Source organism: uncultured Merdimmobilis sp. (assembly GCF_902471145.1).
GTDB lineage: Bacteria > Bacillota > Clostridia > Oscillospirales > Ruminococcaceae > Merdimmobilis > Merdimmobilis hominis.
In genome coordinates this window covers 1-15687 of record NZ_CABRJC010000021.1, presented here as the reverse complement: position 1 = coordinate 15687, position 15687 = coordinate 1, and the positions used below count along the sequence as shown (strand labels likewise).

12 protein-coding genes, 1 tRNA gene and 1 riboswitch are annotated in these 15687 nt (G+C 58.0%); of the genes, 7 read left to right on the top strand and 6 right to left on the bottom strand.

The features are described from left to right. Positions 1-258 precede the first annotated feature (258 nt). Positions 259-4854, top strand: coding sequence for an LPD23 domain-containing protein (locus RDQ42_RS08975; protein WP_308588569.1), 4596 nt, complete (start codon positions 259-261; stop codon positions 4852-4854). A gap of 521 nt (positions 4855-5375) precedes the next feature. On the opposite strand, the gene RDQ42_RS08970 is transcribed toward RDQ42_RS08975, so the two are convergent. From RDQ42_RS08970 to RDQ42_RS08945, 6 genes are all read right to left on the bottom strand, one after another. After that, a tRNA-Ser gene (locus tag RDQ42_RS08970) sits at positions 5376-5465 on the bottom strand. A 113-nt stretch (positions 5466-5578) separates the two neighbouring features. Continuing rightward, positions 5579-6940 (bottom strand): MATE family efflux transporter, encoded by a 1362-nt coding sequence (locus RDQ42_RS08965; protein WP_071428286.1) that lies wholly within the window; start codon positions 6938-6940, stop codon positions 5579-5581. Positions 6941-7281: 341 nt separating this feature from the next. After that, a complete protein-coding gene (locus RDQ42_RS08960) occupies positions 7282-7467 on the bottom strand; it encodes a DUF4177 domain-containing protein (protein WP_231358307.1) in 186 nt (61 codons plus the stop codon). Positions 7468-7478: 11 nt separating this feature from the next. Then, entirely contained in the window at positions 7479-8063 is a 585-nt protein-coding gene (locus RDQ42_RS08955) for an ATP-binding cassette domain-containing protein (RefSeq protein WP_231358308.1), read from the bottom strand. Further along, a complete protein-coding gene (locus RDQ42_RS08950) occupies positions 8063-8833 on the bottom strand; it encodes an ABC transporter permease subunit (RefSeq protein WP_308588567.1) in 771 nt (256 codons plus the stop codon). Before RDQ42_RS08950 ends, RDQ42_RS08955 begins: the two co-directional genes overlap by 1 nt. Beyond that, positions 8808-9827, bottom strand: coding sequence for an ABC transporter substrate-binding protein (locus tag RDQ42_RS08945; protein WP_231358310.1), 1020 nt, complete (start codon positions 9825-9827; stop codon positions 8808-8810). Before RDQ42_RS08945 ends, RDQ42_RS08950 begins: the two co-directional genes overlap by 26 nt. Positions 9828-10238: 411 nt before the next feature. Between RDQ42_RS08945 and RDQ42_RS08940 the strand changes: the two genes are divergently transcribed. The 6 genes from RDQ42_RS08940 to RDQ42_RS08915 all read left to right on the top strand — a co-directional run bounded on the left by RDQ42_RS08940 (position 10239) and on the right by RDQ42_RS08915 (position 15111). After that, the gene (locus tag RDQ42_RS08940) at positions 10239-11405 is read left to right on the top strand and encodes a cation diffusion facilitator family transporter (protein WP_054332155.1); all 1167 of its coding nucleotides are present in this window, start codon (positions 10239-10241) and stop codon (positions 11403-11405) included. Between the two features lie 84 nt (positions 11406-11489). Beyond that, the gene (gene mutY / locus RDQ42_RS08935; RefSeq protein ID WP_369949369.1) at positions 11490-12575 is read left to right on the top strand and encodes an A/G-specific adenine glycosylase; all 1086 of its coding nucleotides are present in this window, start codon (positions 11490-11492) and stop codon (positions 12573-12575) included. Then, on the top strand, positions 12575-13150 hold the full coding sequence (locus tag RDQ42_RS08930) for an NUDIX hydrolase (protein ID WP_054332156.1): 576 nt from the start codon (positions 12575-12577) through the stop codon (positions 13148-13150). The genes mutY and RDQ42_RS08930 overlap by 1 nt, the downstream gene beginning before the upstream one ends. 116 nt (positions 13151-13266) lie before the next feature. After that, positions 13267-13365: riboswitch (THF riboswitch) on the top strand. Between the two features lie 66 nt (positions 13366-13431). Continuing rightward, positions 13432-13992: a folate family ECF transporter S component gene (locus tag RDQ42_RS08925; RefSeq protein ID WP_054332157.1), complete on the top strand. Its 561-nt coding sequence runs from the start codon at positions 13432-13434 to the stop codon at positions 13990-13992. Between the two features lie 147 nt (positions 13993-14139). Then, a complete protein-coding gene (locus RDQ42_RS08920; RefSeq protein ID WP_054332158.1) occupies positions 14140-14721 on the top strand; it encodes an HD family hydrolase in 582 nt (193 codons plus the stop codon). 18 nt (positions 14722-14739) lie between these two features. Beyond that, on the top strand, positions 14740-15111 hold the full coding sequence (locus tag RDQ42_RS08915; RefSeq protein WP_054332159.1) for an MmcQ/YjbR family DNA-binding protein: 372 nt from the start codon (positions 14740-14742) through the stop codon (positions 15109-15111). Positions 15112-15687: the final 576 nt, after the last annotated feature.

Genomic DNA, 15687 nt, shown 5'->3' with positions numbered 1-15687 from the left:
CCCATAGATAACCTGTTGCTGAATGAAGAAGAGAAGGCCCCCTGTCAGGCTCTGTTACCTGACTGGGGGCTTTCCCTTGCTATGTTAGATGTAAAAGCACATCCCCACAAAGAAGGGAGCTTGGGCTGGGATTACTATACCACCCGGTTTCAATTGGGGGGCAAAACCTTCGAGGGAATCATCAATATAGCCAACTCACCCAATGGCAGAGTGTTTTATGACATCACAAAAATAAGAGAGATTCCCGGCGCGTATGGGATGCCGTCCACCCCTGTGGCGACTGTCACACCCATATCCGAGAATCTCTCCACCCCAAGAGTACCACAACTGGGGGAGAAGGTCAATGGGGAGGGACAGCGTGCCCCCCTCAAGCTGCGGGAGACCGACGGAAGGCCGGGCCTGGTGAGGGATGCCCTCTCCCGCCGGTGGGATACCCGGATGCGCCGGGATGTCGATGCTGCGGCAAAGCTGGCGAATGTCAGCGTGGTGGTGGAGGAGGATATGGGGGATCTGGACGGCCTCTATGATGGCCGGACCAACACCCTGCACATCTCCGCCAAGGCCCAGAACCCGGTGAGGGTGGTGCTCACCCACGAGATCACCCACGCCATGAAAACCTCCAACCCGGCGGGATACCGGGAACTGCAATCCGCCGCGTTTCAGATGATGCAGGAGACCGGGGACTTGGAGCGGGTCAGCGCCATGCTGGGGGAGAGCTATGGGGAGATGACCCAGGACGAGCTCAACGAAGAGCTGGTCGCCCACTTTATGCAGAACACCATGGAGGACATCGGCCAGTTTGAGCAGCTGATTGGGGTCAACCGCAATGTGGCCCAACGGCTGCTGGACGCCCTGGACAACTTCCTGCGGCGCAATGCCATCCACTGGAACGGTGGGGAAGACAGGACTGCCGGGGTGTGGAGCAGCTACACCTACCACGACCTGGAGGAAGTGCGGGAGAAATGGGCGGCCTGCCTGCGTGGAGCTGGCCCCAACGCCCCAGGGCGGGACGTGGTGCGGAAGCTGTTTGTGGGGCCGAGTGCCCAGGAAATCCAGCTGGCGGAGCAGCTGGAGCAGCAGGGGAAGACTCGAGAAGAAATTTGGAAGGAGCTCGGTATGTTCCGTGGGGAGGAGGGCCTGTGGCGGAAGGAGATCAGCGACCAGGACGCCGAGATCAACTACAGCCGCATTGGGGACGGCAAAACGCTCCAGGACATTCTGGAACACCAGAAGCTGTACCGGCGGTACCCGGAATTGGCCAACCTACCAGTCACACATGAAAATATAGGTAACGCCCAGGGAATGGCTGGATACAGCCCCAGCAGGGATACGGTCATTTTCAACACCAACACAAATGTTGCCATGTTGGACGATATGGGTTGGACCCCCTTGGAAGCACTTATTCATGAAACCCAACACGCCATCCAAGCAAGGGAAGGCTTTGCAAAGGGCGGGTCGCCAAGATCTGTAGCAAAATACAAAAGAGAGCAATTGCGGCATCGGGCAGAACAGATATCGGAATATCAACAGCTTCCCACCCAGCAGGCCAAGGACGCTTTTGTGGAGGAGATGTTCCTGAATACCACCCCGGAACACACCATGAAATCGGCAAGTGAAAAAGCTTACAGCGAGTTGGTGGGGGAGCAGGAAGCCTTTGAGGTTATGGAGCGGATGGAGCTGAACAACGAAGAGCGCCGGCAGCAGATGCCCAAAAGGGCGGAAAATCCACTGATTGTCCTTCAGGACGGAACCGTGCTTGACGGACCGGTCCTCCCGCCGTATGATGGAAGTACCATGCAAAAGGGAGGAGATCATAATGGCATTGACCAGGGAGCAGGAAAAGAGGTTGGAATATCTGGAGAAGAATATATTCAACCGCATACAGGACAGTCTGTGGGCGCCGGCCTGGGTTCGGACAGCGGAGGATTGCAAGAAATATCTGGACAGCTATTACAGCAGCTTTCCGGGGCTGACACCAGAAGAAGCGGAACAATTGGACAACGAGTACCAGTATCTTCTTTATCTAAGAGATCGGAAGGACTAACCCCCTCCCGCCAAATCGCGCCGGAGCTGATCGAGAAGTACCGGGCCATCCCCAAAGGGGAACACCCTGCCAACGACGTGCAGGTGCCGGCGGCCACCGGGGAAGGGCAGCGCACCCGGCAGACCGTCCGCACGGTGCTGGAAAGCTCCCATGCCGACGCCCGGCTCATGGAGCAGACGGAGCAGAAGCTGCGCCAGGGCCTCCTCTCCTATAAACCCATCAGCAACGCGGAGGCGCTGCAAAAGGCCAACCAGACCCTGGAAACCGAGGGGTATGACCGTGCCCTGGGCCGGTTTTCTGGGGCCATCGGGGGAGAGACCGCAGGGGGAGCGGCCACCGGCCGCACCGACAAATACACCATCGCCTTGGGGGAGCGGCTTTTGGCGGAGGCCCAGAACCGTGGGGACACCAAAGCGGCCATGGACATCCTCTCCCAGCTGGCGGTGGAGGCCACCGTTTCCGGCCAGAACGTCCAGGCCATTTCCATGCTCAAGCGGATGGGCCCCCAAGGGGAGCTGCTGACCCTCCAAGCGGCGGTTAACCGGCTCAACAACGAACTCGGCAAGAAACAGGCCCGGCAGCGGCAGAAAAACGGGGAGCAGATCGCCCAGCTGGAAGCCCAGAAGGGGACCGCCCTCAACCAATTGCAGATCGACCAGCTCAACCGGGAGATCGCAAAGCTGTCCGGGGAGATCACCCTGCCCCAGGAAGCGGCGGCGGACATCCTGTCCCAAACCTCCCCCAAGGGGCTGGAAGAGGCGGTGGAGCGGGCCTATATCCAGGTGGCCAAGCAGGTCCCCGCCGATTGGCTCACCAAGTGGAACGCCCTGCGGTATATGTCCATGCTCACCAACCCAACCACCCACATCCGCAACATCTTGGGCAACGCCGCCTTCTACCCGGTGGTGCAGCTGAAAAACCTGGTGAAGATCCCTCTGGAACAGTCCGCCCAAAAGCTGATGCCCAAGTATGCGGGGGATCCGACGGCGGCGGTGCTCAACCGGGGGAACAAGACCGACCGGGGCTATTTGCAGATGGCGGCGGAGAGCTTCCGGGAAAACCAGAAGGTGCTGAAGGCCGGGGGGAAGTACAACCCCAGCGACCTGATCCGCCAGCACCAGACGGTGTTTGACGGCAAACTCTTGGGCTTGGACACCCCCTTCACCAACAACGCATTCACCCAGGCGATGGGGAAAACTATGGAGGCCATCCGCAAGGCCAACGGCGGCGCTTTGGAGACGGAGGACCTGTGGTTCCTGCGGTCCAACTATGAGACAGCCTTTGCCCAGGTGCTTAAAGCCAACGACTACCAGAGCCAAAACCCCGCCCGGCAGAAGGAGATCCTCAAAAACGCCCAGCAGTGGGCCAGCGAGGAAGCGTGGCGGGCCACCTACCGGGACGCCAGCAAATTCGCTGATGCCCTCAGCCAGTTCAGCCGCACCAACCCGGTGACCAACCTGCTCATCGAGGGGGTCGCCCCCTTTAAGAAAACCCCGGTGAACATCCTAAAGCGAGGGGTCAACTACAGCCCGGCAGGGATCTTGGCCGGGGTCTATAACCTAAACCAGGCAGTCCGCACCGGAAAGGTGGATGCCGCCCACGCCCTGGACCAGCTGGCCAGCGGCCTCACCGGCTCCGGCATTATGGCTTTGGGGTTCTTCCTCTCCAAGCTGGGGCTCTTTACCGGCGGGGCGGAGGAGGACAAAAAGAAGGAGGCCTACGACCGGCAGGTCTCCGGCTGGCAGCCTTACGCCCTCAGGCTGGGGGATGCCACCTATACATTGGACTGGCTGGCCCCCACCAGCTTGCCGTTTTTCACCGGCGTCGCTTTGCAGCAGGAGCTGGAACAGGGTTCCCTGGGCCCGGAAGCAGCCTGGGAGGCAGTTCTGTCCCTGACCAACCCCATGGTGGAGATGTCCATGCTCTCCGGCCTGGACCGGGCCATCCAGTCGGCCAGTTACGCCCAGAACAACGGGGGCAATGCCATCCAGGCCTTCGCCGTCTCGGCGGCGGAGAGCTACTTCGGCCAGGCGTTCCCCACCGCCTTTGGGCGGGTCAACCGCATCCTGGACGGCACCCAGCGCAACACCTATTACAAAGACAAAAACAGCCTGGTTCCCGGCGATTTGCAGGCGGCCTTCCGGTCGACTGTTTTACAAAAGGGAATCCCCGGGGGGAGCAAGTACATCGAGCCCAAGCTGGACGTCTGGGGCCGGGAGCAGAAGGCCCCCTTGGGGGAGCGGGTCATTGAGAACTTGGTTTCCCCCGGCTATTATTCCAAGTCCAAACAGGACAAGGTGGACAAAGAGGTGCTTCGCCTCTACCACAAGCTGGGGGACAACGGGGTAATCCCCAACGCATCCCCTCAGAAGTATATCCAGAGGGATGGCAAGCGCCACGACTTCTCCGCCAAGGAGTACACCGCTTACACCCGGGAGCGGGGGCAGCAGTCCCACCAGATCCTGGAGGATTTCCTGGGCAGCCGGGAGTGGAAGAAGCTCTCCGACCGGGAGAAGGCGGCCATGGTGGAGAAAGCCTATGACCTGGCCGACGAGCTGGGCCGGAAAAAGGCGGTACGCAGTTACCAGTACGACAGAGCCACGGCCAAAGCGGTGGAGACCTGCAAACAGGCGGGCATTGCCTATGGGGAATATCTGCTGGCCAAACAGGCAGCTGACCAAAACGGCAACGGCAGCGTCACCAAGGACGAGGCCAAAACCTACCTGGACTCCCGAAGCGACCTGCGAAAATCCCAGAAAGCGAGCCTGTTCAGCGCCTTTTCCACCGCCAAGCAAAACCCCTATCAATAACAAAAAAGCCCCGCCTCTCCACAATCGGAAGGGCGGGGTATTGTTTATTCGGTTTCAATACAGAAAAGGCAGGGGGACAGGCCAAGCCTTTTGGCCTCATCCAGCGAACATGTGCTTACCGTTCGGAATCCCTCGAGCCGGTCACAGATAGGGGCGTGATAGCAAGGACTTTCCTGTAAGGAGTAAAAAACAAGATGGTTTTGATAAAGCCGGACGGTTTTACGCAGTTTGGCTTCTTTGCTGGCATGGGAGATACTGCTCTTGTGAAGGGCATCTGCCAGTTCTTTTTCAGCTTCTAAGTCCTCTTGGCAAGTGGAAAGAGAGTACCCCAAATATGCTGTGGACAAGGCGAGAACAGCACAGGCGACCGCAGTCCCTTGGAAAGAGGGTTCCACAGCCCTTTTTTCGGTGGTTTTACCGGTGTAATTGGGGTAGAAGATTCCATCATAATGGGTTATAATGCGGGTTATTGTAAAAAGAAAAAGAACCCGCCTAAACACATTGTTTAAGCGGGTTTTTCTTGGCGGAGAGAGAGGGATTCGAACCCTCGATGGTGTTACCCATACACGAGTTCCAGTCGTGCGCCATAAACCGGGCTAGGCGATCTCTCCACATCGGGGTGAGTATCACCCCTGACGAGTTATAATTATAAGGCATTCTGATGCAAAAGTCAACAGGGAAAATGAAAAAATTTCAAAAAAAGATAAAACAGCGGCTTCCATCCCTATTGCGCCTTGGTTTTGAGCCAATTTCCCCGCAGGTAATAGACAATAAACAGCACCGAAGTGAAAGCCCAGCTGATGGGGTAGCTGTAAATCACAGTGGTCATCTCCCGGCGCAGGGGGAGGATAAAGATGATCCAAAGCACCCGCATCACACAGATGCCGCCGCAGGTGAGAAGCATGGGTGTCAAAGCATTGCCGGTACCCCGGATGGCGCCAGAAAGGATCTCTACAAAGATATAGGTCCAGTAGAAGGGGGCCATATACCGCATCATCATCAGCCCCAGCTCCAGAACGTTGGCATCGCTGGTAAACAGATGATACAATGGGTTGGCAAACACCAAAAAGAAGGTGCTGACCACAACTGTGAAAAGAAAAGCCATCCCCAGGCACACTTTAATAGATTTTTTTACCCGGTCGTACTTCATCGCGCCGTAGTTCTGGCTGACAAAGGTGGTGATTGACACGCCAAATGCGCCCATCACCATCCAGAAGAAACCGTCTATCTTGCCGAAGGCCGTCCAGGCAGCCACGGTGTCGGTGCCGAAGGAGTTGATGCAGGATTGGATGATGATGTTGGAAATGGCGTACATATCCGACTGAAGGCCCGCAGGCAGACCTACGTTGAGGACACTTCGCAGGATAGAGGGGGTAAAGCGGATTTTATGGAAATCCAGCTGGTAGACTACCCCTTCCTGCACCAGGGCGAGGATGGCCAGCACTGCGCTCACCACTTGGGAGATCACCGTAGCCAGTGCCACACCCAGAACCCCCATCTTAAACTGCACAACCAACAGAAGGTCCAGGACAATATTGGTCAGGCAGGAGGCCATGAGGAAGTATAAAGGGCGCTTAGTGTCGCCCACCGCCCGCAGTACACCGGAACCGATGTTGTAAATACAGGAGGCGATGGTCCCCAAAAAGATCACCCGCATGTAGGTGAGGGCGCCATCCATAACATCGGCAGGGGTACCCATGGCCTCAAGGGCAAAGGGGGCAGCCAGAAAACCGATGGCCCCCAGCACCAGTCCACCCACTAAGGCGAGGGCAAAGGAGGTGTGAACCGCCTGGCTCAATTCCTCCAGTTTGCGGGCGCCATATTTCTGGGCCACCACCACCGTGGTGCCAGAGGAGATGCCCACAAAGAGGTTGACCAATAGGTTGATCAGCACACTGGTGCTGCCGCCCACGGCGGCAAGGGCCTCCTTGCCCACAAACTGCCCCACGATGATGGCGTCCACGGTGTTGTAAAGCTGCTGGAAAAAGGTGCCGAACAGGATAGGGAAAAAGAAGGTAAGCAGCTGCTTCCAGATGACACCGTCGGTGATGCTGTTGCCCTGGGATAGGGAGCTGGATTCTTCCATACAAACAACTCCTTTTCAGATGATTTTTGACAAAAGAAAAAGCACCGCAGAAACGGCACTGGCAATAGAGGGACACCGCTCAGAAGAGGGAAGGAAACACCCAACAGGAAACGGTGGTGAAACTTATAATGTATTGGATCAGCATTATTATAACGTAAAAAAATCAGAGAAACAAGGGGACATCTGGGAAAATTATTGGTGAACTTGTCTCTTTAAATCCATGCTAATTTGGATAGATTGCTGAATAACCTGTTCCATCCATATTCTTACCGAGGAACCCCCCTAAAAACCAAAAACACCCGCCCTAAGGGAGTCACTTCCCCCAGAGCGGGTGTTTCCAATCAATTTTCCAGTTCAAAAATCAAGTCGATCTCCCGAACCCCGCCGTAAGCATCCATATTGGTGGGCAGGCAGCCCGCATATCGGTAACCGTGGCGGGCACAGCCGTCGATAATCTCCCGGTGTTCGGTGCATTTGGTGCCAAACAGCCCGGTGGTGGCGACGGATATATAGGCATATTGATACACGGCAGCTCCTCCTATTGAGCCCCCAGGTCCAAAAGCTGTTGGCAGCCAAGATCCTGGCAGTCGGCGGGGTTGTGGGTGATGAGCAGCAGTGTCCGCCCCGCCCGATGGTCCAGCAGGTATTTTATGGCTTTCTGCCGGGTGGCTTCATCCAGCCCTTGGAAGGGCTCGTCCAACAGCAGCAAGTCGCTGGGGGAAAGAACCGCCCGGGCCAGGCTGACCCGCCGCCGCATGCCGCCGCTCAGCTCCCGCACTGGAAGAGATTCGCTCCCCCCAAGGCCCAGGGCCAAGAGGTGTTCCCCGATGATTTCCCGGGAAAACCCTCGGGGCAATACAAAAGCCACATTTTCCAGGGCGGAGAGGCCCTCCAGCAGCCGCTCCTCCTGGAAGACGGCGGAACACCGCAGCCCGTCTAGCCCCTCAATTTTGCCGCTGTCCGGTGGTGTGAGGCCCAACAGGATTTGGAACAGGGTGGTCTTCCCCCGGCCGGAGGGGCCCATGACGCCGGTGCACTCCCCTTGGGGGAACCGAGCGGAGAGGTGGGAGAGGACGGTTTTCTCCCCAAAGGACTTGGAAAGGTCGGTGAGCAGAATATCCATTACACATCGCCCCCTATTCGGCGGCCCGCCCAGCGCAGGAGGACCAACAGCAGTTTTTCCACCGCCATGCTGATCAGGATGACGACCAGCGTCCAGGCAAAGAGCTCGTCAGTGGCCAGGAAGATCTTCGCCTGGTAGAGCTGCTCCCCGATGGAGTCCCGGGGCAGGCCGATGACCTCAGCTGCCACCCCCGATTTCCAGGAAAGGCCCAGGGAGAGGGATGCGGCGGAGACCAAAAAAGGCCACAGCTGGGGCAGGTACAAGTAGAGGAGTTGCCGCAGCTTCCCCACCCGGAAGACTTTGGCCATCTCTAAGAGCTTGGAGTCCACCGCAGAGAGGCCCTCCAGCAGGTTGGTGTAGGCGATGGGGAAGGCCATCAGAAAGGCGATGAAGACCGAAAGGTTCCGGGCCTTGATCCACACCAGGGCCAAAATGACAAAGGAGGCCACTGGGGTGGATTTGATGCCGGTCATCAAGGGCCGCACCAAAGTTTCCAGAAGGGGGAACCGGTGGCTTGCCGCCGCCAAAGCTCCCCCAAAAACCATGGCCAGCAGGAACCCCAGGCTGATCCGCCCAAAGGAGCTGGCGATGGACCTCCAAAAAAGGCCGGTGGCGGCAAGGCGGCCCAAGGCTTTGGACACCGCAGCAGGGGAGGCCAGAAGGATTTCCTGTCCCACAGCCACGCTGCCCAGCTGCCAGACCGCCAGCCAGAAGAGGAGAGGCCAAACTTTATTCCAAAGGGGGTTACCGCGCGAAGTAGAACGCATCATCGGGGAGGTTGCCTCCTACGGATTGGGGGTTCTGCTGGAACAGCACCGACAGGTATCCACCCACCCTCTCCTTCATGGCATCCCCTTCCAGGAAGGTGATGCTGCAGTTGGGCAGGGCCTTCTGGGCCACAGCGGCGGGGGCCACACCGAATTTCTCCACCAGGGCGGCGGCATCCTCGGTGTTCTCATTGACATAGGCAACCGAGGCTTTGTATTCCTCCAGGAATTGGCTGGCGGCTTCCGGGTTCTGCTCTAAGAAATCCCGGCTGAAGATGAGCACGCCGGTGACCATGCCGCTGCCGTCGGAGGAGACCTTGTCCCACTCCTCAGAGAGGTTCAGTGCCACCCGCAGGTTCTCGTTTTTAGCCATGGCGGTGGTGACAAAGGGCTCGGGCAGCATGGCGATCTGGGCAGTGCCCTCCGCTAGGGCGGCGGCAACCTCTGCGGCCTCGCTTTTAAACTCGATGGTCACATCCGAAGCGGGGTCGATGCCGTTCTGGGTGAGCACATAGTTGAGGGAGTACTCCGGGGTGGTGCCTTTGCCGGTGGTGTAGATGGTCTTGCCCTTCAGATCCGCCACCGATTGGATGGTGTCGCCGGTCTCCACCACATACAGGACGCCCAGGGTATTGACGGCACCCACGGCGATTTTGCCCTCAGTTTTGTTGTACAGCACCGAGGCCAGGTTGCAGGGCACCGCGGCGGCATCCAGCTCCCCTTTGCCGATGGCTGCTGTGATCTCGTCGGCGGTGGCGGCCAGGGTAAATTCATATTGGTTGGCCGAGGAGCCGGCTTCGTTGTCCTCCAAAAGCTTGACTAAGCCCATGGTGGTGGGCCCTTTGAGAGCCGCTAGGCGGATGGTGGTCCGCTGGGTCTGGGAACTGGGGGAGTTGGAGGAACTGGAGGAGTCCCCATTGTTGCTGCATCCGGCAAAAACAGAGAGGGAAAGCACCGCGGCCAGTGCAAGGGAGAGGATTTTTTGTGGGGTTTGCATCAATATCAACCTTCTATCCTGCAAAATTATCCGGTTCCCAAGGTGGGAATGGAACAAGTCAAATATACCGCAAAAGTCTATTACTTGTCAACGAAAGGGGCGGGCAAACCTGAAATAAAGGGGGGCTCTTGCTGGGATGGTATCAAGGGGGGCCAATACCATCCACATGTTTCCAGCAGACCGCCGCCAAGCGGCGGAGATTCCGGGCGAGGGGAGCGATCCCGCTTGTTTTTTGCAGGGAAACACAGTATAATAGGAATCGGTAGCGCCCCTGCTGAGCCTGTCGTATTCAATGGTGGGGACGCCGTGCCCATCCAATGAAGGAGCCGGCCCTTTTACCGCCGGCGCGCCGCCGTTTTGGCGGCTGTTTGTTGTATCTGTGAATTTCATTTGGAAGGATTGGACAGCGCTATGATTGATTTTCTCATCCGGCGGTGCATCAAAGATGCGGACAACACCTCCGACGTCAGGGTCCGCACCCGTTATGGCGCCTTGAGCAGCGGGGTAGGCATTTTGTGCAACCTGTTGTTGTTTGCCGTAAAATTCCTGCTGGGGACCCTCTCCGGCAGCATCGCCATCACGGCGGACGCTTTCAACAACCTGTCGGACGTGGGTTCCTCGGCGGTGACTTTGGCGGGGTTTAAGATGGCTTCCAAACCGGCGGATAAGGACCATCCTTATGGCCACGGCCGGATTGAATACCTCTGTGGCCTGCTGATCGCCTTCTTCATCCTGATGGTGGGCATTGAGTTTGTCAAAAACTCGGTGGAAAAAATCCTCCACCCAGAGCCCATCCTATTCAGCTATGCCGTTCTGGCCGGCCTTGTGGTCTCGGTGCTGGTCAAACTGTGGATGAACCGGTTTAACACGGTGCTCAGCAAACGGATCGATTCCCCCTCCCTGGCGGCGACGGCGGCGGACAGCTTATCCGACGCCATGGCCACCGGCGTCACCATGATCTCGGTCATCGCTTCCGCTTTCACCGACCTGCCGGTGGATGGGGTGATCGGCCTCATCGTGGCGGTGATGATCCTCAAGGCGGGATACGGCGTGGCCCAGGACACCCTGAACCCCCTGCTGGGCAGCCCTCCAGACCCGGCGCTGGTCAAGGACATCAAGGAGCGGATGCTCACCTACCCGGACATCATCGGTGTCCACGATCTGATGGTCCACGACTACGGCCCCGGCCGGATTTTTGTCTCCGCCCACGCGGAAGTCCCCGCCAACGGGGATATTTTGAGTTGCCATGACACCATCGACACCGCCGAGCGGGAGATTTCCAAGGCACTGAACCTCCAGCTGGTCATCCACATGGACCCCATCGAGACCGAGTGCGAGGTCACCAATACCTTAAAAAGGGTGGTGGAAGAGGTGATTGCCGGAGTGGATAAAAGCCTTTCTATCCACGATTTCCGGGTGGTGATCGGCCCCACCCACACCAACTTGATCTTCGACCTGGTGCTCCCCATCGAAAGTAAGTGGAGCCCCAAGGAGATTTCCGACCTCATCGACCGGAAAATCCGGGAGGTGGACAATCACGTGTTCACCGTCATCACGGTGGACCGGGATTATGTATAAAGACAGATTTCCGGGCGGGGAGCGTCGCTCCCCGCCCCTTTTTAAAACCAATTGACCGAAAAAGGAGAATCCCATTTGAACGACCTGGATTTTTTAAACCTGGACCGCCAAGCTTTCCCGCCCGATGGCTCCCTGCCCGACATCGCCAGCCCTCTGCTGGCCTGGTACGACCGGGGCAGAAGGGTCCTGCCCTGGCGGGAGGAACCCACCCCATACCGGGTTTGGGTGTCGGAGATCATGCTCCAGCAGACCCGAGTGCAGGCGGTGCTGCCTTACTTTGAACGATTTTTGGCCGCCCTGCCCACTTTGCGGGATTTGGCGGAAGCACCGGAGGAACAGCTGGCCAAACTGTGGGAGGGTTTGGGTTACTACAGCCGGGTGCGCAACATGAAAAAAGCCGCCCAGCTGGCGGTGGAGCAGTACGGCGGGGAACTGCCCCCATCTTATGAAGCGCTGCTGTCCCTCCCCGGCATTGGGGAGTACACGGCGGGGGCGGTGTCCTCCATCGCCTTTGGCATCCCGGTGCCGGCGGTGGACGGCAACGTGCTGCGGGTCTTTTCCCGGGTGTTCGGCTGCTGGGCGGACGTCCTCGACCCCAAGACCAAGCGGGGATTCCAGGCCGTCGCCTCCCGGCTGCTTCCAGAGGACCGGCCGGGGGATTTTAACCAGTCGCTGATGGAGCTGGGGGCCACTGTCTGCCTGCCCAACGGGGCTCCTCACTGCCTGGAATGCCCCCTGCGGGAGCTTTGCTGCGCCTACCGGGAGGGCACCGCTGCCGACCTGCCGGTAAAGGCCCCCAAAAAGGCCCGCCGGGTGGAGGAGCGGACGGTGTTCCTCCTCATTTGGGATGGACGGGTGCTGGTGCGCCGCCGGCCGGACAAGGGCCTGCTGGCTGGGCTGTGGGAATTCCCCAATGTGGAGGGATGGCGAACCCGGGAAGAGGCAGCAGCTCTTTTGCGGGAATACCAGCCAGAGAAGCTGATCCCCCTTCGGGAAGCCAAGCACATCTTTTCCCATGTGGAATGGCGGATGGCCGGATTTTTGGCACAGTGCGCTTCCCCTGGGAAGCCAAAAGAAGGGGAACGCTGGGTCACCCGGGAAGAGCTGGAGGGGGAGTGCGCCGTCCCCAGTGCCTTCCGGGCTTACCGGGATTTGGGAGGGAGACTGTAATGCTGCGGGATAGGATAAAAAACTTTGTGCCCCACACCCCCCAGGAGGCCGCAGACCAAGAGCTGGTGCTCTACTGCCTTAGCCGGGGGGATGAACTTCTGACCCGGGAAAACCCAGTCTGCCACTTTACCGCCTCCGCCTGGGTGGTCAATCCGGGGCGGGACAAGGTGCTGATGGCCTACCACAACATCTACCGCTCCTGGGCCTGGACCGGGGGACACGCCGATGGGGAAGAGGACCTCTGCGCCGTCGCGCGCCGGGAAGTGGAGGAGGAGACCGGCCTTCAGGGCCTGCTCCTTCTATGCAGTGAACCCATCGCCCTGGACGTGCTGCCGGTTCCGCCCCACCAAAAGCGGGGGAAACCGGTGGCCAGCCACCTCCACCTCAACCTGACCTACCTCTTTGAGGGGGACGACGCCTTGCCGCTGCGGATTAAAGAGGATGAAAACAGCCGGGTGGGCTGGCTTCCCGCCGGGGAGCTGTCCCGGTATGTCTCCGAGGAGGCCATGCTGTCGGTCTACCAGAAGATGATGGACCGGGCGGGGGAATATCCCCCTGCCTTGTCAGGAAAATAACCAAAGAAATGTTACCCAGTTTGACCGGCAAATGTTAGTCGACCAACCAAAAATAGAGGACGGCGCCTGGATGCATCTTGATCCGGGCGCCGTTTGTTGCTATACTAAAGGCCAATAGCAGAGTAGGCTGACAGGCGTGAAGTGTCCGACAGACGGGGAGTTGTTGTCGGGACGAAAAGCGCAAGCTTGCGGTCGGTCAGCCGCATCCCGCTGCGAACAAATTCATGGGGTCCTCCCCCGAAAATTTGTCCGTACGCAAATTTATGGAAGGAGGTACTGCTATGAATTTTTTTGTTTCCGTCAAGGAAAGCCTATCCCAATCCGCTAAGGAGCTGAAAAAGCTCCCGTCCCTCACCGGGGCTTCTATGCTGCTGGCGCTGGACGTCATCCTCTCCTTTTTCTTCCGGCTGGAGCTCTCCCAGACCCTTCGGGTGGGGATCTCTTTTGTGGCCCGCGGCGCCTGCGGCATGTTGTACGGCCCGGTGGTGCTTTCCCTTTCCGCGGCGGCGGGGGATTTGATCAAGTACGTCCTCAAGCCAACTGGCCCTTATTTTTGGGGGTTCACCTTCAACGCTGCCTTAGCGGGGCTGATCTATGGCCTCTTTCTCTATAAGGGGAAGGTCAGCGTGTGGCGGGTCGTCGCCGCCAAGGGCTTGGTCAATGTGCTGGTCAACGGGGTGCTGGGCACCTACTGGAAGACCCTCCTGTATGGCAAAGCGTTTATGGTGACGGTGGTTCCCAGTGTGGTGAAGAACATCACCATGCTCCCCATCGAGTGTTTGATCCTCTACGTCAGCCTCAAGGCGTTCCAAGAGGTGTTCCGGCGGTTGAAAAAACTGTAAAGATTTCCATGGGGGGCGCTCTTTCGAGCCGCCTCCCTTTTGCATTTAAAGGGATTCTCCCCCGAAGAAAAGGCTGTACTTGTGTTTTCAACCTGTTTTTGCTATGATAAAGAAAATACAAGCATATTGGGGGAGGAAAAAACAGCCATGGAATCGACGGCTTTATTGGAGGCGCTGCACGTGGCAGAGCGGCTCAAGGATGCTACAAGGCACTGCTACACCTCAAAGGGGAGGCATGAGAGCGTCGCAGAACACAGCTGGCGGGCGGCGCTGATGGCCTATTTCCTCCGGGATGAATTCCCAGAGGCGGATATGGGCAAGGTGATGTTGATGTGTATCCTCCACGATCTGGGGGAATCCTTCACTGGGGATATCCCCACCTTTGACAAAACACAAGCAGATGAAGTGAGGGAGGAGGACCTTCTTTCCCGCTGGCTGACATCCCTGCCGGAACCCTATGCCACCGAGATGGCCGGATTGTTTGAAGAGATGGCGCAGCGCAGCACCATAGAGGCTAAAATTTTCAAGGCCATTGACGGGCTGGAAGCGCTGATCCAGCACAACGAGTCGGATCTTAGCACCTGGATTCCCAGGGAATACGAGCTCAACCTGACCTATGCCCAGGATAAAACGGCCTTCTCTCCCTATCTGGCGGCCCTGCGACAGGATATTCGGGAGGAGACCCTGCGCAAGATGGAAAGGGAAGGGCAGCCGGAAGCTTGCCGCTGAGGAAAAGGAGGGAACATCATGGACATTTCCTGGCTGGATGGCTTTTTGCTTTCGATGCCCGGCGCGTCCAAGGATTTTAAAGAGGAGTGGCAGTGGACCCGTTATCAGGTGGGGGGTAAACTGTTTGCCGCCGTCTGCAAAGGGGACAGCGGGGAAGATGAGCTGGTCACCCTGAAGTTGGAGCCCCAGGAGGGGGCCTTCCTGCGGGAGCAGTATGAGGACATCCTCCCCGGATACTATATGAACAAAACCCACTGGAACTCGGTGCGGATAGCGGGGGAAATTCCAGAGGAGCTGCTGCGGCATATGGCACAGGAATCCTACCGTCTGGTGTTTACCTCCCTGACCAAAAGGGCCCAGCGGGAGATTTCCGAAGGGAACAATGCCTAGCTGTCCATAAAAACAGAGAGAGGAGCCCTTCCCACAAGCTGTGGGAAGGGCTCCTCTTTTGGGTGCTGCGTGCCCCCGAACCCCCAGCACAGAGCAAAATTCTATCTTACAATTGGTTTTGCAGGCGCTCCGCCCTGCACCCCCAGCCAGGGCAAGATTCCATCCTGGAATTGGGATTTATGGGGCGCTGCACGCCCCCAAACCCCCGTGGTTCCTTTCTGACGAAAGAAAGGAACCAAAGCTCGCCGGGGAGACCCCGGTCCCCCTTATCTATGCGCCACAAAGGGAACGCTTGGAAAATCTTTCTTAGAGGCTTCCACACCTCAAGCGAAAGATTTTTCCGCTGCGCGGATGCCCTCGCGACGCTGCTAAAAGCTCATTTTTCTAGGTGGCCATCCAAGGAGCAGGGGGGTGAGGGGGGGCCGTTCCCCCAACTATTTTTCAAAACAAGTTGCCTTTTGTAGAGTGGGATTTTTAATGGGGGCACAGCCAACAAGTTGGCTGTTCGGGCTTTTCCTGTGACGCGAGGGTTGCCTATCCCCCCTTAAATGCGCTTTTCCAGTCCAATTTTATTGG

Bases quoted from the DNA above. Each gene is read 5' to 3' on its own strand.
- RDQ42_RS08975 (WP_308588569.1), top strand. From the start codon at position 259: ATGCCGTCCACCCCTGTGGCGACTGTCACACCCATATCCGAGAATCTC.
- RDQ42_RS08950 (WP_308588567.1), bottom strand. From the start codon at position 8,833: ATGATGCGTTCTACTTCGCGCGGTAACCCCCTTTGGAATAAAGTTTGG.
- RDQ42_RS08920 (WP_054332158.1), top strand. From the start codon at position 14,140: ATGGAATCGACGGCTTTATTGGAGGCGCTGCACGTGGCAGAGCGGCTC.
- RDQ42_RS08930 (WP_054332156.1), top strand. From the start codon at position 12,575: ATGCTGCGGGATAGGATAAAAAACTTTGTGCCCCACACCCCCCAGGAG.
- RDQ42_RS08955 (WP_231358308.1), bottom strand. From the start codon at position 8,063: ATGGATATTCTGCTCACCGACCTTTCCAAGTCCTTTGGGGAGAAAACC.
- RDQ42_RS08965 (WP_071428286.1), bottom strand. From the start codon at position 6,940: ATGGAAGAATCCAGCTCCCTATCCCAGGGCAACAGCATCACCGACGGT.
- RDQ42_RS08925 (WP_054332157.1), top strand. From the start codon at position 13,432: ATGAATTTTTTTGTTTCCGTCAAGGAAAGCCTATCCCAATCCGCTAAG.
- RDQ42_RS08940 (WP_054332155.1), top strand. From the start codon at position 10,239: ATGATTGATTTTCTCATCCGGCGGTGCATCAAAGATGCGGACAACACC.
- RDQ42_RS08945 (WP_231358310.1), bottom strand. From the start codon at position 9,827: ATGCAAACCCCACAAAAAATCCTCTCCCTTGCACTGGCCGCGGTGCTT.
- RDQ42_RS08915 (WP_054332159.1), top strand. From the start codon at position 14,740: ATGGACATTTCCTGGCTGGATGGCTTTTTGCTTTCGATGCCCGGCGCG.